Here is a 22,896-nt window from a genome sequence, read left to right as displayed (position 1 = left end):
TCGACTAACCGGAAAGCGCCTTGGCGTGGTTAACTTCATCTTCGATGGCGTACATGCTGTCGGAGATCATCCATTTGCCGTCAACGCGCTGTAGCACCGACATCACCGGGTAAGGTTTCTGAACAAGGTTCGCGCCGCTGACAAGCCGGGACATATGCGTGGTCACAACGGTATCCGGATCGCGAAATGACGCTTCAATGCAATGACGTTCAAGTTGGGTTGCGTTCTTGCGTTTGAAGTGTTGCGTGACGCCGTCAAACACCTCTTTGAGGTCGGCCAGATTTCGAATGTTCCGGCAGCCCTGAAACGTTTCCATTTTCTGTGGCAGCAAAAAACACGATGCAAAAAGGTCGAAATCGCCAGTCATAAGCGCCGTTCCGGTGCGGTCCAGAAAGTACTCTGAAATCTCTTCGGCTGTGTCGAATTCGGGCGTCATGCGGGTTCTCTAATGACTGCGTTTTAAGCAATCATTAACCATCAACCGCAGGCCCTCAAGCATGACAGCCTATGCGCGATTAGCCGCTTAGAAAAACGCCGAATTATCAACTCAAGATTGATTTTTCGGCGAAATTTCTCCTCAGTCCGTCGAAAGCGCGTAGCCGAACCCCCGGATCGTCCGGATCAGATCCTTGCCCCCGGCACCATCAAGCACACGCCGAAGACGGCCCACATGCACATCCACTGTCCGGGTGTCGACATCCGCGGTGATGCCCCAAACCATGTCCAAGAGTTGATCGCGTGAAAACACGCGACCGGGGCTCTGCATCAGTGTCACAAGCAGCCGGAACTCTGTCGGGCTCAGCATGACACTTTTGCCGCCCACACTGACGGTGTGCTTTTCAAGGTCAATTTCGATCACGCCACTGACAAGTTTGCTATCCGCCACGCGTGCGGCCGGACGGCGCAAAGCGGCCCGCACACGCGCAATCAGTTCTTTGACCGAATAGGGCTTGGTCACGTAGTCATCGGCGCCGACATCCAAACCCCGGACCTTGTCGCGTTCCTCGGACCGGGCGGTCAGCATGATGATCGGGATTTCACGGGTGGCCTTGTCGCGGCGCAACTGACGGCACACCTCCACACCCGAGAGATTGGGCAACATCCAATCCAGCAGGATCAGATCCGGCGGGTCTTCCCGCGCGGCCTCAACCCCTTCTTCGCCATCCATGGCCACCCGCACGTCAAAACTCTGTTTGCTCAGGTTGTACTTGAGCAGTTCGACTTGGGATGGTTCATCTTCGATGATCAGAAGGCGGGGAGTTGAAAGGCTCAATCGGGGTGTCCGTGGTTTTTGGGTTGGTTGCGATTTCGAGAATTTTTCCAAACGCATGAAACACCTATCAGTCGCTAGCTTTCAGGTCGACGCCTGTAACAATCTGGTGGACGTGGCGGGCGATGTTAACAGTATGGTCCCCGACGCGTTCGAATGCGCGGGCCAGCAGGATCAAATGCACCAGAGCTTCGGCATCCTGCGGCGTCTCGGCCACGGCGGCGATCTGCATGTCAAAAACGTCTTTGTTCATCTGGTCGATCTCGAGATCCCGCTCACGGATTGTAGCGGCCAGTTCAATGTCGCTTTCCGTGTAGGCGTTGAGCGCGTCCGCCAGCATTTTCTGCAACATGGCGCTCATTTCGGTGATCTTGGCGCGCGCGGGTTTGCCAGCCTCGCTTGCCGCAAGAATGCGTGCCCGCTTGGCAGTTGATTTCGCGTGATCTCCAATCCGCTCAAGCTCATGCGCGATATTGATCGGGAGCAAGACCTGCCGCAGGTCGAGCGCCATGGGTTGGCGCAGGGCAATCAGCCGCTCGGCGCGGGTGAAGATATCCTGATGCATGCCGTTGATCGTGCGATCAAAGGCAACAAGACGGTCGACTTCGCTTGCATCGAATTGATCCAGCGCATCGGTTGCATCGCTGATCTGGTCGATCACTTGGGTGCCCATGGCAAGGATACGACGCTTGAGCTTGTCGAGATCCTTGTCGTAACGCGACATGATATGGGGTGTTGCTTCCATGGTGCGGTCCTAGCCTATGCGTCCGGTGATGTAGTTTTGTGTCTGCTCTTCGCGCGGATTGGTAAAGACATCCTTGGTGTTTCCCACCTCGATCAGCTTGCCCAGATGGAAGAAGGCAGTGCGTTGCGAAATCCGCGCGGCCTGTTGCATCGAGTGGGTCACGATCACGATCGTGTAGTCTTTGCGCAGACTGTCGATCAGGTCTTCGACCACCGCTGTGGCGATCGGGTCAAGGGCCGAACAGGGCTCATCCATCAGGATGACTTTCGGGGCCACGGCGACGGTGCGTGCGATGCACAGGCGTTGCTGTTGACCGCCCGAAAGGCTGTTGCCGGGCTGGTCCAGACGATCCGCAACCTCATCCCAAAGCCCGGCGCTTTTCAGGCTCCACTCCACCCTGTCTTGCATTTCGGATTTCGAAGTTGTCATCCCGTGGATTTTTAACCCATAGGCGACGTTTTCGAAGATCGATTTCGGGAAAGGGTTGGGTTTTTGAAACACCATGCCCACTTGCGCACGCAGCGCGACCACATCCACCGCCGGATCATAAATCTCCTGTCCGTCGATCTTGAGGCTGCCGTCGAAACGACAAATCTGGATCAGGTCGTTCATCCGATTGATGGCGCGCAAGAAGGTTGATTTGCCACATCCGGACGGGCCAATCAGTGCGGTCACGCGGTTGGATTCGATGTCCAGATCAATCCCGAACAGGGCCTGTTTCTCGCCGTAAAATACATCGACCTCGCGGGCCTCGATGAAAGCCTGATCCATGGGCGCGTCCTTTTCCGGTGTGTTGGTTTCAGACGGCGTTCCGCCAGCAAGGGTGGCGTCTTCGGGCGTTTGAATGTTTGACTGATCCATACTCAGAACCTCTGTTCAAGTTTGCGGCGCAGCAAGATCGCAATCAGGTTCATGAGTATCAGGAACGTCAGCAAAACGATGATCGCAGCAGCGGTTTTTTCAGTAAAGGCGCGTTCGGGGGCATCCGCCCAGAGGAAAATCTGCACCGGCAGCGCGGTGGCAGGTTCCAGCACCGATGTTGGCACATCGACGATGAAGGCCACCATGCCGATCATCAGAAGCGGTGCAGTTTCGCCCAATGCCTGTGCCATGCCGACGATTGCGCCGGTCAGCATGCCGGGCATGGCCACGGGCAGCACGTGGTGGAACACGGCCTGAACTGGTGTTGCGCCAAGCGCCAGCGCGGCTTCCTTGAAAGACGGGGGCACCGAGCGCAGGGCCGCCCGGGATGCGATGATGATTGTCGGCAGCGTCATCAGGGCCAGCACCATCCCCCCGACAAGCGGCGTCGAGCGCGGCAAACCCATGTAACCCAGAAATATCGACAGACCCAGCAGACCAAACACGATCGATGGCACGGCCGCGAGGTTGTTGATGTTGACCTCGATCAGGTCAGAAATGCGGTTCTTGGGCGCAAATTCCTCGAGGTAGATCGCCGCGCCAATGCCCAGGGGAAAGGACAAGAGGAAACATACCAGTAGGGTTAAGGCAGACCCCGCCAGCGCGCTCAGAATGCCCGCGATCTCGGGTTCGCGGCTGTCACCATTGGAGAAAAAGCCCCTGTTGAAACTTTCACGCGCCATGCCGTTTGCAAGGAGCTGATCAAGGATTGCGATCTCGGCATCGGATATCCGGCGCTGTTTTTCCGGTAAACTGGTATCGACCTGACCGCTGATATAGAGATCCGCATCGTCGGATGCGGTGACCCAGAGGGTTTGTGGACCGCCCAGAAGCTCAGGGTTTGCGCGAATTTGACGTTCTACCTCAAACGTCGCTTCCGTGCTCAGCAACCCATAAAGCTTTTTCTTTTCCTTACGGCTCGACACCTCCGGGAACATGTCGCGCATGCCGGACTTTATGATGCTGTTGAAACTCGCATCGCCGATGTTTTCCGGATCGACCTCTTCAGCACTCAGGTCAAGCGTAACCGCGATCTGTGATTGCCAGATGACACCGGTCCCGTTGCTGATGATCGAGCCGAACAGGAGCACGAGAAAGCCCAGGGATATAAAAATCGCACCGCGACCCACCCATTGAAACCGTGCTTCGGAGCGTTTGCGGGCGCGCAGATCGAACCCTGCATCTTTGGTAAGATTAATCATATTGCTCTCGGTACTTCTTGACGATCCTAAGGGCGATCACATTCATGAACAGGGTCAGAACGAACAGGACGAGGCCCAGGGCAAAGGCCGACAGGGTCTTGGCGCTGTCAAACTCCTGGTCACCTGTCAGCAGGGCGACGATCTGAACCGTGATGGTTGTCACGGCATCGAGCGGGTTCAGGGTCAGCTGAGCGGCCAATCCGGCAGCCATCAGAACGATCATCGTTTCCCCGATGGCGCGCGATGTCGCCAGAAGCAGTGATCCGGCGATCCCGGGCAGGGCGGCGGGCATGACCACCCGGCGGATGGTTTCGGACTGTGTTGCGCCCATTCCAAGTGATGCATCGCGTAGCGACTGTGGCACCGCGTTGATGACGTCATCCGACAACGATGAGATCAGCGGCACGATCATGATGCCCATGACCACTCCGGCGGCCAACGCACTTTCGGATGCAACTTCAAGGCCAAACTGACCGCCTGTCATACGGATGAACGGCGCCACGGTCAGCGCCGCGAAGAAACCGTAAACAACGGTGGGGATCCCGGCGAGAATTTCCAGCGCGGGTTTCACCCAGTCGCGGGCGCGTTTGCTGGCATATTCCGACAGATAAATTGCGGAAGTGAGGCCCAAGGGCGTGGCCACGGCCATCGCAATGGCGCTGATCAGCAGAGTGCCGTTGATCAGGGGAATGATACCAAAGCTGCCGCCTGCCCCGACCTGGTCAGCGCGGATCGCAGTTTGCGGGCTCCACTCCAGACCGAAGAGGAAGTCGCGCAGCGGTACTTTTTCGAGAAAGAGAATGGTTTCAAAGACAAGGGAAAGCACAATGCCCACTGTGACCAGAATGGCAACGCCAGCGGCGGCAGCCATGGTTCCGACGATCAATTGGTCGCGCCAGCGTCGGCGGTCCGATCGGGTGATGATCAACGTCCCGTCAGGCATTCTGGTGACTTTCTTGTCGAAATTGGCAGGGTACCCCGGCCCAGGCGTTGGGCCGGGCCGGGGTAGGGTGTTTTACATGCTCAGGGGCGACAGCGACTTGACCGAGTCGGCCCACTCTTTGCGCTCGTCTTCGCTCAGAGGGATCAGGCCTTTGTCTGTCAGGTAACCATCATCGCCCCAGGCGTCTTCCGAGGTGAATTCAGCCAGGAATTCCTCGATGCCCGGAATGGTGCCAACGTGGTCTTTCTTGACGTAGAAGTAGAGCGACCGGGCGATTGGGTAATCACCACCCGCGATCAGTTCGAATTCGGGCTCAACGCCACCTACGATCGAACCTTGTACCTTGTCGCTGTTCTGCTCAAGGAAGCTGAAACCAAACACGCCAAAGGCATCCGGGTTGGCTTCGAGTTTTTGAACGATCAGGTTGTCGTTTTCGCCGGCTTCGATATATGCGCCGTCTTCACGTACCGTGTGGCATAGCGATTTATACGCTTTCTTGTCTTCCTTCTTCATGGCTTTGATCCAATCGAAGGTTTTGCAGCCGCCTTCCAGCGCCAGTTCGGCGAACGCGTCGCGTGTGCCGGATGTTGGGGGTGGTCCAAGCACCTCGATCTTCACGGCAGGGAGATCAGGGTTCACTTCGTTCCACATTGTGTATGGGTTAGGCTGCAATTCGCCTTCGCCATTGGGAACGTCTTTGGCCAGCGCCAGGAAAATATCCTGCAGGCTCAGCTCGATCGGGTCGCTGCCAACAGCGTTGGCCAGAACGATGCCGTCAAAGCCGATTTTCACTTCGACGATGTCGTTGATGCCATTTTCGGCACAAAGGGCAACTTCGCTCTCTTTGATGCGGCGCGAGGCGTTTGTGATGTCAGGTGTGTTTACACCTGCGCCCGAGCAAAACAGTTTCAGGCCGCCGCCAGAACCGGTGCTTTCGACGATTGGTGTTTTGAAGTCTGTGGTTTTACCAAAACGCTCTGCAACAGTTGTTGCAAAAGGGAATACTGTGGACGATCCGACGATGTTGATCTGGTCGCGCGCAACGGCAGGTGCTGCGAGAGCGGCAGTCAAAATCGTGGTTGTGGCAAGTGTTTTCAGACGAACAGACATGATGTCTCCTTAACAGTGTGTCGAACGTTCCTTACGGAATGACCACCGTGTCGGCGGCGCGTGAATCACGATTACGACGATTCTGTAACAGTTCGATGACAGCGTTAATTTTTCTGCACTGCGGCAACAGGGAGGTATGCGGTAAACGTCGACCCCTCTCCAAGGGTGCTTTGGATGTCGAGCACTCCCCGATGCCGGACCAGAATGTGCTTGACGATGGCCAGCCCCAGACCGGTCCCCCCACATTCCGCGAACGGCTTTTATCTACACGATAAAATCGCTCTGTGAGGCGCGGAATTTCGTTCTCGGGTATGCCCTCTCCCTGGTCCTGAACGGAGATGCTGACAGCGTCCACGCCAAGCGGATTTGGGCCTGTGACTTCCCGCGCGACGATGGTAACCGTGCCATTTTCGCGGCTGTAATTGATCGCATTTTCCAGCAAATTTATTAACGCGCGGGACAGATCATCGCGCTTGCCACGGACCGCAGGCAGGTCTGGTGGGATGTCATATTCAAGATGTTTGCCTCGTTTTTGGGCCAGCGCCATGACTGATTCGACCGCTTGTCCGATCGATTGGTTCATATCCAGCGGGTTTTTGGGCGCTCGGCGTTCTTTGGCTTCCACCTTCGACAGCGACAGCAGATCCGACACAAGGTTGGTCATCCGCGCCACTTCTTTTTCCATCAGGTTGAGGAAAATTTCACGCGCTTCCGGGTCGTCGCTGGCGTTGTCCTGCAGGGTTTCCACAAATCCGGAAATGGCCGTCAGCGGGGAACGGATTTCGTGGGATACGTTGGCAACAAAGTCGCTGCGCATGGATTTTGCGACCCGCAGTGGTGTCTGATCCTCAAATGTCAGAACCAGACTGGCGTCTGGGTGATCATCGAGCCCCACAATAGAGCGGACGGTGATCAGGTATTCGTGCTGAAACTCTTCGTCTGTGACAACGGTGATCTGGTCTGACCCGAGGCGGTCCAACGTATCACTGAGCAGCCGAGGCACATCATCATCCAGATCGCCCAGGCATTCCAATCCGGCGGACACGGTGATCTTGGGGAATGCGGCATGGGCCTTGCGGTTGGCCATGTAGATGCGAAGGTCACGGTTCAGCATAATCACCGGAACGGAAATACCATCGAGGATTTTCTGTTGGTTTTTCATGTCGCCCCCCAGGTTTTGTTGGTCAAATAACACATGCCTAGGGGTCGTTTACTTCAGTTGTGCAACAATCGCCACCAGAGGGTTCGAGCAGATTTCTGGAGACTGGATGCAGGTGCAGATGCCCCGTTTGCCCGAGCGATCACCGTGCTTTTGATTTCACCTGGGTTTGTTGTAGCCGCTTGCGCGCAAATTCCATGAACGCCCGAATGACTTTGACATCACGTCGTTGCGACAGGTGCACAAGGCTTTCACCCATGCGCAGATCGGTGCCTTTCAGCGCAATTTCGACAATCCGTGCATCATGTCCAAACTCGGCTTTGGAGACAAACCCGATCCCGGCCCCCGAGGCCACGACCTCCCGTACGGTTTCGCGCCCTTCTGCTTCGATAGCGGGGGTCAGAACGATGCCCTGTCTTTCGGCTTCCTCTTCCAGTTTCTGGCGAGTCTTCGAACCGGTTTCGCGAAAGATCAATGGCATGTCCGACAATTCGCTCAGCGTGATGGTGGTCTTGGATTTTGGCAGCAGGCCCTTGGCGGCGAAGGCAACGATCGGTGTGTCCCCCAAGCTCACTGTGTCCATGTCACGCCCCGGTGTCAGGCTGCCTGCAACGCCGACTTCGGCATTGAAACTGCGCAGTTCTTCCAGCACCTCGTCGGAGTTTCCAGTCCGCAAGGAGACAACCACATTGGGATAGCGGCGGCGAAAGGCGCTGAGGATGTCGGTCACGTGATGCGCTGAATCCGCGATGATCCGCAGTGACCCTTCGACCGTCGCGCGGGTTTCCGACATGTATTCGCTGATCTGATCCTCGATTTCGAAATAGTGTTTCGTCAACCGGAAGAGGTTCTCTCCGGCTTCTGTCAGTTGGACGCGTTTGCGCTCACGGTGAAAGAGGAGCACATCGTGATCCTGCTCCAATTTTCGAACCTGTTCCGAGATCGCGGGCTGGGTCAGAAAAAGGGCTTCGGCGGCGCGGGAAAAGCCGCCATGGAGGGCCACGTTGTGAAAAGCTTTGAGTTGGCTGTGGCGCATCATAAGGGTCCTTGGTTTCAGTATTACCTTTGCCTATAGATTAATCGCAATTTACAATTTCACATATGATTGGCCTTGCTGCAATGGTGATGTCAAAACGCCATCTCCGGGGGCTGATATGCCGTCTCACAGTGCCAAGATTAAGCCGCCCCATCTGGGCGAGCCGTATTTGCTGACACCAGGTCCGCTGACGACGTCGATTGCGGTCAAAGAGGCGATGTTGCGTGATTGGGGCAGTTGGGACGAAGACTTTCGCGCCATGACACGTGACATGCGCGCGCGTCTGCTCTCGTTGTTGGGGCCTGGCGGCCAAGACTTTGATTGTGTGCCGATGCAAGGCAGCGGTTCTTTCTGTGTCGAGGCGATGCTGGGCAGTTTCGTGCCGCGCGATGGCAAGGTACTTGTTCTGGCCAATGGCGCCTACGGGCAACGCTCGGCCAAGACGATGCAATATCTGGGGCGGGACCATGTCGTGCTGGACAAGGGGGATTACCTGCCCCCACGCGGCGATGAGGTGGCCCAGATTCTGGCGGATGATCCGGCCATCACCCATGTGGTCGCCATTCATTGCGAAACCAGTTCTGGCATTCTGAACCCGGTCGAAGAAATTTCCGATGTGACCTATGCGGCGGGCCGCAAACTGTTGGTGGACAGCATGTCGGCCTTCGGAGCGATCCCGCTGGAGGTGGCGCAGGTGCGCTATGAGGCGATGGTCAGCTCGGCCAATAAATGCATCGAGGGCGTGCCGGGTTTCGGCTTTGTGATCGCACGCACCTCCGAGCTTGAGGCCGCCAAAGGCAACAGCCATTCGCTGTCGCTGGATGTGCATGCCCAGTGGGAGAATATGGAGAAGACTGGCCAGTGGCGCTTTACCCCGCCCACCCATGTGGTCGCTGCCTTCCTTGAAGCACTCAAGTCGCATGACGCCGAAGGCGGTGTTGCGGCACGCGGCGCGCGCTATACCCGCAACCGCGACGTGATGGTCGACGGTATGCGCGACCTGGGGTTCGAGACGCTTCTCAAGGATCGCTGGCTCAGCCCGATCATCGTGACTTTCTTCTGCCCCAGCTCGCCCGCCTTCGAATTCAACACATTCTATGAGTTGATGAAGAAAAAGGGCTTTATCATCTATCCCGGCAAACTAACTGTCGTAGATAGTTTCCGGATCGGGTGTATCGGGCAGATGGACGAAGATGTCATGCGGCAGGTTGTGGAGGCCGCCGCTGAAGCCCTCGCTGAGATGGGCGTAAATGATGCGTCGCCCCCGCAGGCGGCATTGGACGAACGCGCCAAACTGGCGGCTTAACGACAAGGACGACAAGACATGAACATACAAGCGCCTGTCGAGGCGAATGAACGGGTTTATCCGATGCCGAAAGTACCGGCGATTGCAATCTGTCTGGACGGGTGTGAGCCTGAATATCTGGATGTCGCGATTGCCAAGGGCTTGATGCCCACGTTGAAGAAGATGCGTGAAACAGGCACCGACCGCTTGGCGCATTCGGTGATCCCGTCCTTCACCAACCCCAACAATCTCAGCATTGCCACCGGTCAGCCGCCGCGCGTGCATGGCATCTGCGGCAATTACCTGATTGATCCGGACACCGGCGAAGAGGTGATGATGAATGATGTGCGTTTCTTGCGCGCGCCGACGATCTTTTCGCAATTCTATGAGGCCGGGTGCCGGATCGCGATGGTCACCGCCAAGGACAAGTTGCGCGCGCTTCTGGGCGCCGGGCTCAAGTTTGACGAAGACCGCGCCGTTGCGTTTTCCTCCGAACGCTCTGGAGAGACCACCAAGGCCGAGCATGGCATCGACAATGCCTCGGAATGGCTGGGCATGCCGGTGCCGGAGGTTTATTCGGCGGAACTCAGCGAGTTCGTGTTTGCAGCGGGCGTCAAGCTTCTGAAAGATTTCAAGCCGGATGTGATGTACCTGTCGACCACCGATTACATCCAGCACAAGTTTGCGCCCGATCAGCAAGGCGCGCTGGATTTCTACGCCATGTTCGACCGCTATCTTGCGGAGCTGGACGCATTGGGTGCAGCCATCGTGGTGACGGCCGATCACGGGATGAAACCCAAGCATCTGGCCGATGGCAGTCCTGCGGTGGTTTATGTTCAGGACCTGATGGATGACTGGCTGGGCAAGGACGCGGCCCGCGTGATCCTGCCAATCACGGACCCTTACGTTGTGCATCACGGTGCCTTGGGATCTTTTGCGACCGCCTATCTGCCCGAAGGTGCGGATGAGGCCGACATCATTGCCAAACTGCGCGCCACCGACGGCATCACCCATGTGTTAACCAAGGCCGAAGCGATTGAACAGTTTGAACTGCCGGGTGACCGGATTGGCGATCTTGTCATGGTTTCTGGCGAAAACATCTGCATTGGCACGTCAGAGCATCGGCATGATCTGGCAGCGCTCAAAGAACCGCTGCGCAGCCATGGTGGATTGACCGAACAGGAGGTTCCGTTCATCGTGAACCGGGTGGTTGATCTGCCGGATGCGCCCGTTTTGCGCAACTTTGATGCGTTTTTCTACGCAACCACCGCCGCAGCCCTCTGAGGGAAGGACTAGATATGAAAGATACGATTGAAGTTCGCAACGAAGGCATGCGCATTGGCGGTGAGATCGTTTTCACCGACAAGGTGGTCAATGTTCATTATCCCTACACGGATGAAGTGGTGGGCACCGTTCCGGCGGGCACGGCCGAACACGCGGCCAAGGCGTTTGAAATTGCGGCAAACTACAAATCCAAACTGACACGGTATGAGCGCAGCCAGATCCTTACCCGCGCGGGTGAGATCATTGGCGAACGGCGCGATTATCTGGCGAAATGGCTGACGCTGGAGCTTGGCATTTGCCACCAGCACGCCATTTACGAAACCAAGCGCGCGCAGGATGTCTATCAGTTTGCTGCTGCCCAGGCGATGAACGACGATGGCGAGATTTTCAGCTGCGACCTCACGCATAACGGCAAGGATCGCAAGATCTACACCATGCGCGAACCGGTCCGGGCGATCAGTGCGATAACGCCATTCAACCACCCGCTCAATATGGTCAGTCACAAGATCGCGCCATCGATTGCGACCAACAATTGCATGGTCTGCAAACCGACGGAACTGACACCGCTCACCTGCCTGACCCTTGCCGACATCCTCTACGAGGCCGGCTTGCCGCCAGAGATGTTCCAGGTGGTGACTGGCCTGCCCGAGGATATCGGGGATGAGATGGTGACCAATGATAACATTGATATTGTCACCTTTACGGGCGGTGTGCCTGTGGGCAAAATCATTGCGGGCAAATCCGGCTATAAGCGTCAGGCGCTGGAACTCGGTGGGAATGACCCGCTGATCGTTCTGAATGACCTCAGCGATGCGGATCTAGATAAAGCCGCCACCATCGCCGTGGCCGGGGCGACGGGCAATTCCGGCCAGCGCTGTACCGCGATCAAGCGCATTCTGGTGCAGGAAAGCGTGGCGGATGCCTTTGTGCCCAAGGTTCTGGAAAAGGCCAAAAAGATCAAGTTTGGCGATCCGCAGGACCCCGAGACGGAACTGGGATGCGTCATCCATTCGCAGGCCGCCGAAGTATTTGAAAATCGCGTGCTGGATGCTGAAAAGCAAGGCGCCGAAATCCTCTATCATCCGGGCCGTCAGGGCGCGCTTTTGCCGCCGATCGTAGTTGACAAAGTACCCCATGACAGCGAGTTGGTGATGGAAGAAACCTTTGGCCCCATCGTGCCCATCGTACGTGTGCCGGACGATGACGAAGAGGTTATGCGCATCTCCAACGGCACGCAGTTTGGCCTCAGCTCGGGCGTGTGCACCAATGATCTGAACCGCGCGATTGCCTTTATCAACGCTCTGGATGTCGGTACCTGCAACATCTGGGAACAGCCCGGCTACCGGATTGAAACCTCGCCCTTTGGCGGGATCAAGGACAGTGGCAATTCGGTCAAGGAAGGTGTGACCGAGGCCATGAAGTTCTTCACCAACGTCAAAACCTACTCGCTGCCCTGGCCACGCTAGGGCCGGCGGTTCGAGGCGTCCGATGCAAGGCAAGATCGTCCATACCGAAGGCGAATCCAACACATCGGACGCGCGCCGCGCATGGTTGAAAAAATCCATCGGGCCTGCGTCCGCGCCATTGCTGGCACGCGATGCAGAGGTGTTTTTGCACCAAAGCCTGTCGAGCCCTTGTGTGAGTACCATCGCCAAGGCCGACGGCATCTGGATCGAAGATGCCGATGGCCGCCGCTACATGGATTTTCATGGCAATTCGGTTCATCACATCGGCTACGGCCATCCCCGTCTGGTGGCGGCGATCAAGCAGCAATTGGATGATCTGTCCTTTGCCCCGCGGCGGTTCACCAATGATCCGGCAGTGGCGCTGGCCGAAAAACTGGCCGAGATCGCGCCGGGTGATCTGGGCAAAACACTCTTTACCACCGGCGGTTCGGACGCCAACGAAGTTGCGCTGAAAATCGCCCGCGCGGCGACAGGCCGGTTCAAGACGATCAGTTTCTGGGATGCGTTTCACGGTGCGGGCTTCGGCGCGGCCAGCGTCGGCGGAGAGGCCACGTTCCGCAGTCACATCGCCGGGCCGATGATGCCCGGCACCGAACATGTGGCGCCCTTTGCCTGTTACCGCTGCCCGTATAATCACGCGGGTCCGGACGTGTGCGGATTGGCCTGCGCGCAGATGGTCGACTACGTGCTGGAGCGCGAGGGCGACGTGGCCGCCGTGATCGCCGAGCCGATGCGGGCCGTACCCTATGTGCCGCCACCGGGCTTCTGGAAATCCGTGCGGGAGGCCTGCGGCCGTCACGGCGCGCTTTTGATCCTTGATGAAATTCCCACCGGGCTCGGCAAAACCGGCCGCATGTTTGCGTTTGAACATGACGATGTGATCCCGGATATCGTGACCCTCGGCAAAGCATTGGGCGGGGGTATCCTGCCGATTGCAGCCTGCGTGGCGCGCCGTGATCTGGATGTGTGCGGTGATTTCGCCATCGGGCATTACACCCATGAGAAAAACCCGGTGACGGCGCGTGCGGCCCTGACCACGCTCGAGATCATCGAGGACGAAGGGTTGGTCGAACGTTCGGATGAGCTTGGCCAGTTCGCGATGGGGTACTTGCGCGAGGAATTGGCGAACACGCCGATTGTGGGCGATATCCGGGGCAGGGGCCTGATGTTCGGGGTGGAGATTGTCGAGAACCGCGCGGACAAGACCCCCGGCAATGCACTTGCAGAACGGATATATTACCGGTGCCTTGATGCCGGGTTGAGCTTCAAGATTTCTCAGGGCTGCGTGCTGACCCTGTCACCGCCTTTAATCATTTCCAAAGACGATCTGACCCGCGCGCTTGAGATTGTCGTCGCGGCCATTGGCGCAGAGATACCAACGGCATGAAAATTGTCCGCACGGATTGCGAATTGCAGATGCCGGTTGTGGATGCCGCGCTGCGCGATGCCGGACATGAGTTGATTTTGCTTCAGGACGGCGTGACCGAAGAGGCGCTGATGGCGTCGGTGGCTGACGCGGCGTTGATCCTGATGTGCTACACGCCGATCACCAAGGCGGTGATTGATGCCGCGCCGAAACTGAAGGGCATCCTGAAATATGGTGTTGGCATTGATGCGATCGACATTCCAGCGGCAATGGCGCGGGGCATTCCGGTGGTCAACATTCCTGAATACGCCGAAGAAACCGTGGCCGAAGGCGCCTTTGCACTGATGATCGCGCTGGCCAAGAAGTTGCAGCCCTTGGGAAGGGCGATGCAGCGCAAAGGGTGGGTTTGGCCAGAGCAGGAATGGCTGGGCACGGACATTGCGGGTAAGACGGTGGGCATCGTCGGTCTGGGCAAAATCGGCCGCAGCATGGCGCGCATGGCAGGGGCCGGGTTTCGCGCCCGCGTGATTGCCTATTCACCGGGCATGTCGGCCGATGCGATGGCGGAGATTGGCATCGAAAAATGCGATGACCTGCAGGCACTTTTGTCTGACAGCGATTTTGTCTCGTTGCATTGCGTGCTCAATGACGAGACCCGGGGCATCATCGGTGAGGGTGAACTGCGTGCGATGAAATCAAGCGCGTATCTGATCAACACCTCGCGTGGCGCGCTGATCGACCAGGAGGCGCTTTTGCGGGCGCTGGATGATGGTTGGATTGCAGGCGCGGGCCTGGATGTCTTTGCCAACGAGCCGTTGAAACGTTCGGGTCATCAGCTGAGCCCGCTTTACGAACATAAACAGGTGATCCTGTCGCCACATCTGACCTTCTACACGAAAGAAGCGATGCTGCGACTGGAGCGGGAAACGTTGGAACGCTGCAATGAGGTGCTGAATGGCGCGCCGGTTCGCGTTCTGTCGCATGATCCGCGCCTCAGGGCGCAGACCACAGGTGTTTGCTTCGACTAGACGCTATTCGCGTTTGCCCTGCACCACACGGTCGAGGATCATGGCGCAGAAGAGGATGGCAAAGCCCGCCAGGATACCCTGACCCACGGAGGCATATTGCAGGGCTTCCAGCACGTCTTCACCCAGCCCCTTGGCGCCGATAAGTGAGGCCACAACCACCATCGCCAGCGAGAGCATGATCGTCTGGTTCACGCCCGCAAGGATGGATGGCGCTGCCAGCGGCAGATCGACCTTTGTCAGCAGGTACCATTTGGACGCGCCATAGGCGATGGCTGCCTCGCGGATGCTTTCTGGCACACCGCGCAGGCCCAGAACCGTCAGGCGCACCACGGGTGTGCCGCCAAAGATCATCGTGGTGACAACGGCGGCGGGTTTGCCGGTCCCGAAGAACGCGATCACAGGGATCATGAAAACGAAGGCGGGCATGGTCTGCATGAAATCCATGATCGGCCGGATGAAGGAATAGAGCCGAGGGCGGCGCGCGCAGAACATGCCAATGGGGATGCCCAGTGCGATTGAGATACAGGCCGCCGTGCCCAGCAAAGCGAGGGTTGTCATCGCCTTTTCCCAAAAGCCCAGGAAGCCCATATAGGCCAGGAACCCGGCGGCCGCGAATGCCGCGCCGGGGCCTGCCGAGAGGTATGTCAGCAGGATGATCATGGCGGCAATCACCGGCCACGGGGTGTCGACAAACAAGACCTCGAGCCCGTCCAGCACAGAGCGGATGCCGAAGGTGATGATGTCAAAGAGCCATTGGCCTGACGCGATGATGAAGTCGAAAAACGCCTCGACCCATTTGATTGCTTCCAACCGGATATTCGGATCTGTCGGGAAGTCCGTGAGCCATGCAACTGCGCCGGGGAAGGCGAAGTGGATGACGCTGACCGCGAAGACCAATAGCACAAACACGACGCTAAGCACTGTGCGCAGGGGATCGATGCCGGACTTGATGCTGCGATCTGACAGCCAGTCGGAATAACGCCGCTCCAGCACAGGGTTGGCCATGATGCCTTCGGCGGCCTTGACCAGCAACAAGAACCCGACCCCAAAGAGCGCGACCCAGATGGCGGTGGCGTCGGCCATGTCAGCCTCGGCCCGAATGCCGCCAATCGCGGCTTCGAGCGAGTCGATATTACGTTGGAACGCGGCACCGTCGTCACCCTTGTCGATGGCGGCCTGCAATTGATCATATCGCAGGGCCAGCGTGCCTTCGATCTGTTTGATGCGTTCGCGCACCTCGGCACCCAGATCGCCAAACAGTCCGCGACCAATCTGGATGAAGGCAAAGGTCTCGAGGATCACAAAGGGCAGGCCCCAGTTCCACAAACCCCGCATCCCATACCAGATCGGCCCCAACAGCGCGGCAAACAGGTTGAAGGTCCACGAAAATCCGGCCTTGGCGCCGATTTTCTGGAATTGTCTTTCATAGTAGCCGGGATTGGTGGCCACGAATTCAGCAAGCAGTTCTTCTTTGGTTTCACTGGCCATGGTCACGAGGTCTCCGTTCCTTCGATCACCGTGCGCAGCAGATCCGCGCGGGTGATCGCGCCGATCCGTGTGCCGGTGGCGTCGATGATGGCGGCGGGTTGATCGGTGCCGATAGCGGCGTCGATCAACTCACCCAGATGGGCGTCTTCAGCAAATTCCTGCGCTGTCGACGCAAGCGTGCCGTGCGCGGATTCGAATTCGGCCAGCGGCTGCATGACCGCATGCGCCCGCACGACCTTGAGGCGGGAAATACCGGCCACGAAATCGGCCACATATTCATCCGCCGGGTTCATCACGATGTCCTCTGGCGTGCCGATCTGCACCACACGGCCATCGCGCATGATGGCGATCCGGTCGCCGATGCGCACGGCTTCGTCAAGGTCATGGGTGATGAAGACGGTGGTCTTGTTCATGTTGGCCGCAAGCTTCATGAATTCGTTCTGCAATTGACGCCGAATGAGCGGATCAAGTGCGCTGAACGGCTCGTCCATCAACAGGATTTCAGGGTCCGCGGCCAATGCGCGGGCAAGACCCACGCGCTGCTGCATGCCGCCCGACAGCTCATGCGCGAACTTGTTGCCCCAAGCCGAAAGGTCCACCATGTCGATGGCGCTTTCAGCCGCCTCCAGCCGTTGGTTTTTATTGATCCCGCGGATTTCCAGCGGCATCGCCACGTTGTCCAGAACCGACCGGTGCGGCATCAGGGCGAAATTCTGAAATACCATCGCGATATGTTCGTTGCGGTACTGGCGCAGCACGTCCGGCGCCATGGCCATGATGTCCTGACCATTGACGATGATATTGCCCGCAGTGGGTTCGAGCAGACGGTTGATGTGGCGCACCAGCGTGGATTTACCCGATCCGCTGAGGCCCATAATGCAGAAAATCTCACCGGGCTGGATGTCCATCGTGGCATCGGCAACGCCGACCACGCAATTGTAACGCTCCAGCACATCCTTTTTTGAAATACCGTTGGCCTGGATATCGGCCAAAGCTTCTTTGGCTCGGGCGCCAAAAATCTTCCACACGCCCGATAATTCGATTGCAACGCCTTGTGACACGTTTTGCCCTCGCCTCGGTTGGATTGTTTGGGGGTGGGCCACGCGGTTTCGCGCGGCCCCAGAGTTTTGGGCGCTTAGAGCCCCAGCCATCCGTCAACGCGGTCGGAATTGGCGGCAACCCATTCTTTGGCGACGGTTGCTGCATCTTTGCCACCTTCGATCTGGAAGGCGAAGTCAGACACGGTTTCTCCGTCAAGCTGGATGTTGGCCAGCAGATCGGCGATCGCTGGCGAACGCTCGGTCAGAGATTTGGAATAAGCGATCTGAACTTTCTTCAGCGCGTCTTCGGTCATCACTGTCGACTTTTCGAACCAATCGGGATCATCCGATGGCTGGATCGCGATGTATTTTTCCGGATCAAACGCAGGCTCTTCCAGACGCACGATGTCATACTGGAACCAGATCGCGTGAGGGCTATAGCAGTAGAAGGCGTATCCCATGTCCTTCTTGATGCTGTCACCGACGGTGGCGGTCATGACCGCTTGATCCGCGCGGATGGGCTCCATGAACGGCATCAGGCCATAGTCACGCACCTTGACCTCGTTCACATTGGCCGAGGCCCAGCCCGGCGCGCCGATCCAGATTTCACCCTTACCATTGCCATCGCTGTCCATCTTTTCGGCCACTTCGGGGCGTGCCAGATCAAAGATCGATGTCACATTGTTGGCTTCGGAAAAGGCGCGGCTGACACAAAAGCTCTGCTTTCCTTCGTAAGGTTTGTCGGACAGCGCAACGGTTCCGGCTTCATCCACGTATTTCTTGGTGAAGCTTTCCTGGTTTGGCAACCAGACATCGGGATGCACGTCGATGTCACCCTTGCCCTGATCCATTGCCTGGAAGATCGAGGCGTTGTTGCCCGGCACCAGATTGGCCTCACCCCCGATACGCGTTTCCACGATCTCGGCAATGAGATGCGCAATGGCTTGCGCGCCGGTCCAGGCGGGCGCCCCAATATTCACGCTTTCAGCTGCCTGGCTCATCGACGCCGTCGCCATGAAGCCTGCCAGTGCTGTTCCCATGAGTTTCAATTTCATTCGTCTTCTCCTCTGTTTGTAAGGTCCCTGTTGTCAGGGTTCTGGTTCTGATTGGTGATTAGGTTAAGCGGGGACGGTCAGGGATTCCCGGGTCCTTCCGTCAAAAAATCGTGGATAATCGTATTGAACAGGCCCGTGTCCTCCTGATGGGCGTTGTGTCCACAGGATTTCATCACGGCGAGCCTGCTGTTTTCAATCCCGTTTTTGAGTGCTTCGGGCTGTTGCCGACCGTAGGAGCGGTCCTGGTCGCCCCAGATGATGAGCGTGGGTTGCGTGATATCGCCAAGTGCGGCGCGGCCATCCCAGCCTTCCATCGCATTCAGCCCTGCAAGTGCGGAGGCGATTGACACGTCTTTGCCCAGGGCAACACAGGTATCGAAATCCGCGGACGCTTCGCCTTTGGTGAACCATTTGGCTGCAATATTGCGCGCGGTCGGTCCAACGCCCTCGCGGTGCAGGCGGGCGCGGGATTGCTCAATGGTTTCGAACCGGTCGGGCAACACACCCTGCGGACCCGTGCCATAACAGATCAGACGCATCACGCGCGTCGGTTCAAGAGCAGTGATTTCCTGCGCGATCATGCCACCCATCGAATGCCCCAACAGGTGGAACTGATCGATGCCTAATTGCTCCAGCAGGCTGAGTATTTGGCGCGCGTAACCGCGAATGGTGTCGCTGGCCTCGGCCGCGTGGCTATCCCCATAGCCCGGCAGTTCCGGTGCGATGACATCAAAATCCGCACTCAGCGCGTCAAGTTGATCGCGCCAGATGGACGCGCCCCCAAGATAGCCATGCACCAGAACAAGTGCCTTTCCCGCGCCTTGGCGCAGGTAAGAGATCTGTGCTGGTTCCGTGAGTTGCGCAGCTTCGGCCATTTTTGTTTCGTTTGTCCCAGTCGAATGCGGCCATCCCCTGCCACAGGTCAAAGTCTAGAACGGATTTCTGCAAAACCGCCAATTCAAACATTTCATAGAACTATTCCATTTTTGCATAACTATGTGATACTATTGATTTCAAAGGGTTTTGGAGGCGAATATGGACCTGAATTGGCTGCGGGATTTTGAATGTTTAGGGCGAACGCTCAATTTCACTCGCGCAGCGGAGGAGCGCAACATCACACAATCTGCTTTCAGTCGCCGGATCAAAGCGCTCGAAAGCTGGGTTGGCCTGCCGCTGGTGGACCGCGCCACGTATCCGGTGCGCCTCTCGGATGCCGGCGTGCAATTCCTGCCCGTGGCCAAGGCGGCCATTTCTGATCTTTCTGAAAGCCGCCAGTTGATCCGCGATCAGGATCGGGGGGATCGGCGGCAGGTCAGGTTTTCGGTGCTGCATACGATTTCGGTGCACTATCTGGCAGCACGGATTGACACCATTGAACGGGAAATTCCCCAGTTGCGCACGCGGGTGATCTCGGATTCGCTGAGTGCCTGCTGCCAGCTTTTGCAGGACGGGGCCGTTGAGTTCCTGCTGTGCTATCGTCACGTGGGGGTGTCGCCCAACATAGACGGGGATGAATTTGTCCGCCGTGACATCATGGTGGATCGCATGATACCCGTGGCCAGCCGGATTGCGGCAACGGAACATGGATGGGTGTTGCCCGGCGCGCCGGATCAGGAATTGCCGTTTCTTGCCTATGAGCGCAGCACGTTTCTGGGAGCTGTGACGGAGCAACTGATCGCCGCACGCCCGGTGCATTTGGATATGATCTATGTCGACGGGTTGGTAGAGGCAATCAAGCGCCGGATGCTGGCGGGACGCGGTATCGCGTGGTTGCCGGAAAGTGCCATCAAGACGGAGCTGGCCGAGGGTCATATCGTGCAGGTCGGCGGCACGGACTGGGAAACACCCATGACCCTGTCCATTTATGCCGCGCCCGACAGGCTGGACCCGATCGCATTAGAGGTGTGGGAGCAATTTCAGGAAACGAATTGAAATCCCGTCCCCTTCGCCCGTAAGGTTTTGAAAAAACACCACCAATGGATGAAGCGTAACCATCACCCAACACGTTTATGTCGTAATTATTTCGCGAAAATCGCTTAAACTTGGGCAAAAAACCCATATATAAGATGCAACCAAACACAAATTTCAAAGAGGGGGACATGCATGGCCGATCTAGATGCCCAGGTACGTGAATCACAGGCTCAGGTGAGCGAGGCACAAGCCAAAATCGCCGAATTGACCAGCAAAATCGAAACCGCGCGGTCCAAGATCAAGGGCGGTGAAGATGCGCTTTTGGACATCGAAAATGCCTCTCTGGAGGACGTGCATGCCCACACAGAGGTGATGAATGCCAACATCGCCGAGCTGATCATGGGGCTGGATGACATCACGGCGGGTTTTTCGCAGGATTTCGACGAGATGCGGAACAAAACCGGCTGGGAAAGTTTCGTGGGCATCTTCAGCAGTGCGAAATCCGACAGCATGCGTCAGGACCGGGTGCGCACCGCCAGCATTGACGACAAGTTGCAGGATCTGATCTCGAAATCGGATGTGATCGTGCAGTTGCTGGAAGGTCAGCTGACCATGCTGGAAGAGCAAAAAGTCAAGGTTGAGGGCAATCTGACAGAGACGCTGGACGAGCGTGAATTCACGGTGGGTGAGCTGGAAACCCTGCGCAATGACATCAAGGCGATGGACCCGAAGATCATCGAGCTGGAGAACAAAATCTCCAACGAAACGGACGCGGCAGCGCGCACCAAGCTGGAAACCGAACTGGCGGATTTGAACACCCAGTACAACGCAATGGTGCAGGATGAGCAGGTCAAATTGGCCAACTCGCAGACGCTGGAGCGGTATATCGAAAAGGGCAAGACCTGGATTGATTCCCTGCAAAATCAGGCCGCAACGCAGATGGTTCTGATCAACAAGTTGAAAACCGACACCAAGCAGCGCGTTGTGCTTTATGACGCCTTGACCAAATCGTTGAAAACCGCGCAGCAGCAGGATGTGGCGCACCGGATCAACGAGATTGGGGTCGAGACGGATCAGGAAGCCCAACAGGCCATGGCCGGGATCGGGGCCGCGACCAACAAGAAGATGGCGGATATGCTGGAGGCGCACGAAGATCACATGGTCTTTGCCCGCGATGTGCTGGAGGCCAAGGCCAAGGCCGACGAGCGTTTCGCGCGCCGGTTCCAGGAAATCATCGAGAAGCACGACAAGAACCTGTATGGGGCGTGAGGGACAATCCATCGCATTGGGCTTCCATCGATGGTCACGGTTTTTTTGTTTCATTGGATGGCCGAATGATCCGTGGTTTCATAAGCGCCAATCTCCTTGCGCTTTCCGTTCTGGCGCATGGTTTTAGGTTTGCGCATGATCGTTTGCGGTCGACAGCAAAGAGAAGACTGAATGACTGACGACGAACTCAACCGGGATCATATCGGGCTGGAAGACCTCTTCGCCAGTCGCCGCTATTTCAAGAAATTCGAGCGGATCACCGGGCATCTGAACCGGGTTGCGGCGGTGATGCAGGGGGCGGGGGACCTGACCCGGGACGAGGTCGAAATCCTGACGACATATATTCAGGGCCTCACATACACCTTCCGCGCGTTGAGCATGAAATACCTGCTGGCGGGGCGCGAGGCCGGGTTGCGGACCGGTACGCTCAAAATGGACACCAGTGAAAGCGGGTTTCCCGTCTTTAACGAACTGCTGGTCATGGCCAACGACGCGCAGCAATCGCCGCGCCATCTGTCGAATTTGCCGGGCGTTGAAGAACTGAAAAAGCAGATGGTCGAGCAGATCATCAGTGAGCGCCAAATCCCGACAAGGCTGCAATTCACGCTCTCGCAGCGGCTCTACTACGAAGAATTGCAGCGCGGGTACATGTTCTGGGCGCAGAATGATCCGCAAATTCTCTGGCTTAGCGGGCTGGATGACCAACGCCGGTACCTGATCCACTGGGCGACATATGACAGCCAGGTCAATTTGCCGACAATCTACCTAATGGAAGTAGAGGATGACGGCCGGGCGCCCTTGGCACGTGATCAGCGGCGCTGGCCCGAAGTGCAGGCGCATCTGATGGCGCAGTCCCTGGGTGGACTCAAATTGCTGACTGTGGCGCGCGGGTTCGATGAGGCGTTTGATGATCTGCACCCCAAGCGGCTACGCCGTTTGCATGTGGGGCCGATGTACAGCCACACCTATACCCGTCAGTCCGGACCGCTGCGCGATGTATTGGCCGAAGCACGTGCGCCTGAAGGGCAGGATTGGGCATTGGCCTGGACCGATGAAATTCTGGAAAGTGAGCGCGTGACCGAAGAAAAAAGCGGCTGGTTTGGTACCGTGCAACGGGAGGTTTTTGCCCTTGATCCGTTTTCGGGTCGCGGTGCGGATACTGGCGCGACGCGGACGGAGCGCGCGATCATCCTGCCTGAACGCCCCTATCAGGTTTTGGCCGAACGCAACCCGCCGGGATTTGGACATGTGACGAAATACGTCGTCAACCCGGGTGGCCGGGTGTTGAGATATTGAGAATATGCCGGAGAACGAACGG

Annotated in this window: 21 protein-coding genes; 8 read left to right on the top strand and 13 right to left on the bottom strand. The window is 57.5% G+C overall.

The window, feature by feature from the left end; translation table 11 throughout:
- Positions 1-4 precede the first annotated feature (4 nt).
- The 9 genes from ACZ1HJ_RS00365 to ACZ1HJ_RS00325 form a co-directional block, all read right to left on the bottom strand.
- Positions 5-436: a hypothetical protein gene (locus tag ACZ1HJ_RS00365; RefSeq protein WP_472720391.1), complete on the bottom strand. Its 432-nt coding sequence runs from the start codon at positions 434-436 to the stop codon at positions 5-7.
- Between the two features lie 141 nt (positions 437-577).
- Positions 578-1,273: a phosphate regulon transcriptional regulator PhoB gene (gene phoB, locus ACZ1HJ_RS00360; protein WP_472720390.1), complete on the bottom strand. Its 696-nt coding sequence runs from the start codon at positions 1,271-1,273 to the stop codon at positions 578-580.
- A gap of 67 nt (positions 1,274-1,340) precedes the next feature.
- The gene (gene phoU, locus ACZ1HJ_RS00355) at positions 1,341-2,015 is read right to left on the bottom strand and encodes a phosphate signaling complex protein PhoU (RefSeq protein WP_472720389.1); all 675 of its coding nucleotides are present in this window, start codon (positions 2,013-2,015) and stop codon (positions 1,341-1,343) included.
- Positions 2,016-2,024: 9 nt separating this feature from the next.
- Complete coding sequence (gene pstB, locus ACZ1HJ_RS00350) at positions 2,025-2,786, bottom strand: phosphate ABC transporter ATP-binding protein PstB (protein ID WP_472722249.1); 762 nt, start codon at positions 2,784-2,786, stop codon at positions 2,025-2,027.
- 92 nt (positions 2,787-2,878) lie between these two features.
- Positions 2,879-4,138: a phosphate ABC transporter permease PstA gene (pstA, locus tag ACZ1HJ_RS00345; protein WP_472720388.1), complete on the bottom strand. Its 1,260-nt coding sequence runs from the start codon at positions 4,136-4,138 to the stop codon at positions 2,879-2,881.
- Positions 4,131-5,081: a phosphate ABC transporter permease subunit PstC gene (pstC, locus tag ACZ1HJ_RS00340; protein WP_472720387.1), complete on the bottom strand. Its 951-nt coding sequence runs from the start codon at positions 5,079-5,081 to the stop codon at positions 4,131-4,133. The genes pstA and pstC overlap by 8 nt, the downstream gene beginning before the upstream one ends.
- A 72-nt stretch (positions 5,082-5,153) precedes the next feature.
- Positions 5,154-6,191: a substrate-binding domain-containing protein gene (locus ACZ1HJ_RS00335; protein ID WP_472720386.1), complete on the bottom strand. Its 1,038-nt coding sequence runs from the start codon at positions 6,189-6,191 to the stop codon at positions 5,154-5,156.
- Positions 6,192-6,222: 31 nt separating this feature from the next.
- Complete coding sequence (locus ACZ1HJ_RS00330) at positions 6,223-7,353, bottom strand: sensor histidine kinase (protein WP_472720385.1); 1,131 nt, start codon at positions 7,351-7,353, stop codon at positions 6,223-6,225.
- A gap of 139 nt (positions 7,354-7,492) precedes the next feature.
- Positions 7,493-8,386, bottom strand: coding sequence for a LysR substrate-binding domain-containing protein (locus tag ACZ1HJ_RS00325; protein WP_472720384.1), 894 nt, complete (start codon positions 8,384-8,386; stop codon positions 7,493-7,495).
- 118 nt (positions 8,387-8,504) lie between these two features.
- Here ACZ1HJ_RS00325 and ACZ1HJ_RS00320 point away from each other — a divergent pair, with 118 nt between their 5' ends.
- Genes ACZ1HJ_RS00320 through ACZ1HJ_RS00300 form a run of 5 tightly spaced genes read left to right on the top strand, consistent with a single transcriptional unit; the run spans position 8,505 to position 14,815 of the window.
- Positions 8,505-9,692: a 2-aminoethylphosphonate--pyruvate transaminase gene (locus ACZ1HJ_RS00320; RefSeq protein WP_472720383.1), complete on the top strand. Its 1,188-nt coding sequence runs from the start codon at positions 8,505-8,507 to the stop codon at positions 9,690-9,692.
- An 18-nt stretch (positions 9,693-9,710) separates the two neighbouring features.
- On the top strand, positions 9,711-10,955 hold the full coding sequence (phnA, locus tag ACZ1HJ_RS00315) for a phosphonoacetate hydrolase (RefSeq protein WP_472720382.1): 1,245 nt from the start codon (positions 9,711-9,713) through the stop codon (positions 10,953-10,955).
- A 14-nt stretch (positions 10,956-10,969) separates the two neighbouring features.
- Positions 10,970-12,421 (top strand): phosphonoacetaldehyde dehydrogenase, encoded by a 1,452-nt coding sequence (gene phnY, locus ACZ1HJ_RS00310; protein WP_472720381.1) that lies wholly within the window; start codon positions 10,970-10,972, stop codon positions 12,419-12,421.
- Between the two features lie 22 nt (positions 12,422-12,443).
- Complete coding sequence (gene pbfA, locus ACZ1HJ_RS00305; RefSeq protein WP_472720380.1) at positions 12,444-13,808, top strand: (R)-1-hydroxy-2-aminoethylphosphonate ammonia-lyase; 1,365 nt, start codon at positions 12,444-12,446, stop codon at positions 13,806-13,808.
- Positions 13,805-14,815 (top strand): 2-hydroxyacid dehydrogenase, encoded by a 1,011-nt coding sequence (locus ACZ1HJ_RS00300; RefSeq protein WP_472720379.1) that lies wholly within the window; start codon positions 13,805-13,807, stop codon positions 14,813-14,815. The genes pbfA and ACZ1HJ_RS00300 overlap by 4 nt, the downstream gene beginning before the upstream one ends.
- A gap of 3 nt (positions 14,816-14,818) precedes the next feature.
- Here ACZ1HJ_RS00300 and ACZ1HJ_RS00295 read toward each other — a convergent pair whose 3' ends face one another.
- The 4 genes from ACZ1HJ_RS00295 to ACZ1HJ_RS00280 all read right to left on the bottom strand — a co-directional run bounded on the left by ACZ1HJ_RS00295 (position 14,819) and on the right by ACZ1HJ_RS00280 (position 19,273).
- Entirely contained in the window at positions 14,819-16,303 is a 1,485-nt protein-coding gene (locus tag ACZ1HJ_RS00295) for an ABC transporter permease (protein ID WP_472720378.1), read from the bottom strand.
- 2 nt (positions 16,304-16,305) lie between these two features.
- Positions 16,306-17,364: a quaternary amine ABC transporter ATP-binding protein gene (locus ACZ1HJ_RS00290; protein WP_472720377.1), complete on the bottom strand. Its 1,059-nt coding sequence runs from the start codon at positions 17,362-17,364 to the stop codon at positions 16,306-16,308.
- A 74-nt stretch (positions 17,365-17,438) separates the two neighbouring features.
- Positions 17,439-18,398, bottom strand: a complete 960-nt coding sequence (locus ACZ1HJ_RS00285; protein WP_472720376.1) for an ABC transporter substrate-binding protein — start codon at positions 18,396-18,398, stop codon at positions 17,439-17,441.
- 77 nt (positions 18,399-18,475) lie between these two features.
- The gene (locus tag ACZ1HJ_RS00280) at positions 18,476-19,273 is read right to left on the bottom strand and encodes an alpha/beta fold hydrolase (RefSeq protein ID WP_472720375.1); all 798 of its coding nucleotides are present in this window, start codon (positions 19,271-19,273) and stop codon (positions 18,476-18,478) included.
- A gap of 160 nt (positions 19,274-19,433) precedes the next feature.
- Between ACZ1HJ_RS00280 and ACZ1HJ_RS00275 the strand changes: the two genes are divergently transcribed.
- The 3 genes from ACZ1HJ_RS00275 (at position 19,434) to ACZ1HJ_RS00265 (ending at position 22,874) form a co-directional block, all read left to right on the top strand.
- On the top strand, positions 19,434-20,330 hold the full coding sequence (locus ACZ1HJ_RS00275; protein ID WP_472720374.1) for a LysR family transcriptional regulator: 897 nt from the start codon (positions 19,434-19,436) through the stop codon (positions 20,328-20,330).
- 171 nt (positions 20,331-20,501) lie between these two features.
- The gene (locus tag ACZ1HJ_RS00270) at positions 20,502-21,578 is read left to right on the top strand and encodes a hypothetical protein (RefSeq protein WP_472720373.1); all 1,077 of its coding nucleotides are present in this window, start codon (positions 20,502-20,504) and stop codon (positions 21,576-21,578) included.
- A 171-nt stretch (positions 21,579-21,749) separates the two neighbouring features.
- A complete protein-coding gene (locus tag ACZ1HJ_RS00265) occupies positions 21,750-22,874 on the top strand; it encodes a hypothetical protein (RefSeq protein ID WP_472720372.1) in 1,125 nt (374 codons plus the stop codon).
- Positions 22,875-22,896 lie beyond the last annotated feature (22 nt).

The organism is Roseovarius sp. JB2-10, assembly GCF_055693585.1.
The sequence above is the reverse complement of the archived record's forward strand: the minus strand, read 5'-3'. Positions and strand labels throughout refer to the sequence as shown.

What these genes read in the sequence shown, in the direction of transcription:
- ACZ1HJ_RS00365 (WP_472720391.1), bottom strand. Translation starts at nt 436, where the DNA reads ATGACGCCCGAATTCGACACAGCCGAAGAGATTTCAGAGTACTTTCTG.
- phoU (WP_472720389.1), bottom strand. Translation starts at nt 2,015, where the DNA reads ATGGAAGCAACACCCCATATCATGTCGCGTTACGACAAGGATCTCGAC.
- pstB (WP_472722249.1), bottom strand. Translation starts at nt 2,786, where the DNA reads ATGGATCAGGCTTTCATCGAGGCCCGCGAGGTCGATGTATTTTACGGC.
- pstA (WP_472720388.1), bottom strand. Translation starts at nt 4,138, where the DNA reads ATGATTAATCTTACCAAAGATGCAGGGTTCGATCTGCGCGCCCGCAAA.
- pstC (WP_472720387.1), bottom strand. Translation starts at nt 5,081, where the DNA reads ATGCCTGACGGGACGTTGATCATCACCCGATCGGACCGCCGACGCTGG.
- ACZ1HJ_RS00335 (WP_472720386.1), bottom strand. Translation starts at nt 6,191, where the DNA reads ATGTCTGTTCGTCTGAAAACACTTGCCACAACCACGATTTTGACTGCC.
- ACZ1HJ_RS00330 (WP_472720385.1), bottom strand. Translation starts at nt 7,353, where the DNA reads ATGAAAAACCAACAGAAAATCCTCGATGGTATTTCCGTTCCGGTGATT.
- ACZ1HJ_RS00325 (WP_472720384.1), bottom strand. Translation starts at nt 8,386, where the DNA reads ATGCGCCACAGCCAACTCAAAGCTTTTCACAACGTGGCCCTCCATGGC.
- ACZ1HJ_RS00320 (WP_472720383.1), top strand. Translation starts at nt 8,505, where the DNA reads ATGCCGTCTCACAGTGCCAAGATTAAGCCGCCCCATCTGGGCGAGCCG.
- phnA (WP_472720382.1), top strand. Translation starts at nt 9,711, where the DNA reads ATGAACATACAAGCGCCTGTCGAGGCGAATGAACGGGTTTATCCGATG.
- phnY (WP_472720381.1), top strand. Translation starts at nt 10,970, where the DNA reads ATGAAAGATACGATTGAAGTTCGCAACGAAGGCATGCGCATTGGCGGT.
- pbfA (WP_472720380.1), top strand. Translation starts at nt 12,444, where the DNA reads ATGCAAGGCAAGATCGTCCATACCGAAGGCGAATCCAACACATCGGAC.
- ACZ1HJ_RS00300 (WP_472720379.1), top strand. Translation starts at nt 13,805, where the DNA reads ATGAAAATTGTCCGCACGGATTGCGAATTGCAGATGCCGGTTGTGGAT.
- ACZ1HJ_RS00295 (WP_472720378.1), bottom strand. Translation starts at nt 16,303, where the DNA reads ATGGCCAGTGAAACCAAAGAAGAACTGCTTGCTGAATTCGTGGCCACC.
- ACZ1HJ_RS00285 (WP_472720376.1), bottom strand. Translation starts at nt 18,398, where the DNA reads ATGAAATTGAAACTCATGGGAACAGCACTGGCAGGCTTCATGGCGACG.
- ACZ1HJ_RS00280 (WP_472720375.1), bottom strand. Translation starts at nt 19,273, where the DNA reads ATGGCCGAAGCTGCGCAACTCACGGAACCAGCACAGATCTCTTACCTG.
- ACZ1HJ_RS00275 (WP_472720374.1), top strand. Translation starts at nt 19,434, where the DNA reads ATGGACCTGAATTGGCTGCGGGATTTTGAATGTTTAGGGCGAACGCTC.
- ACZ1HJ_RS00270 (WP_472720373.1), top strand. Translation starts at nt 20,502, where the DNA reads ATGGCCGATCTAGATGCCCAGGTACGTGAATCACAGGCTCAGGTGAGC.
- ACZ1HJ_RS00265 (WP_472720372.1), top strand. Translation starts at nt 21,750, where the DNA reads ATGACTGACGACGAACTCAACCGGGATCATATCGGGCTGGAAGACCTC.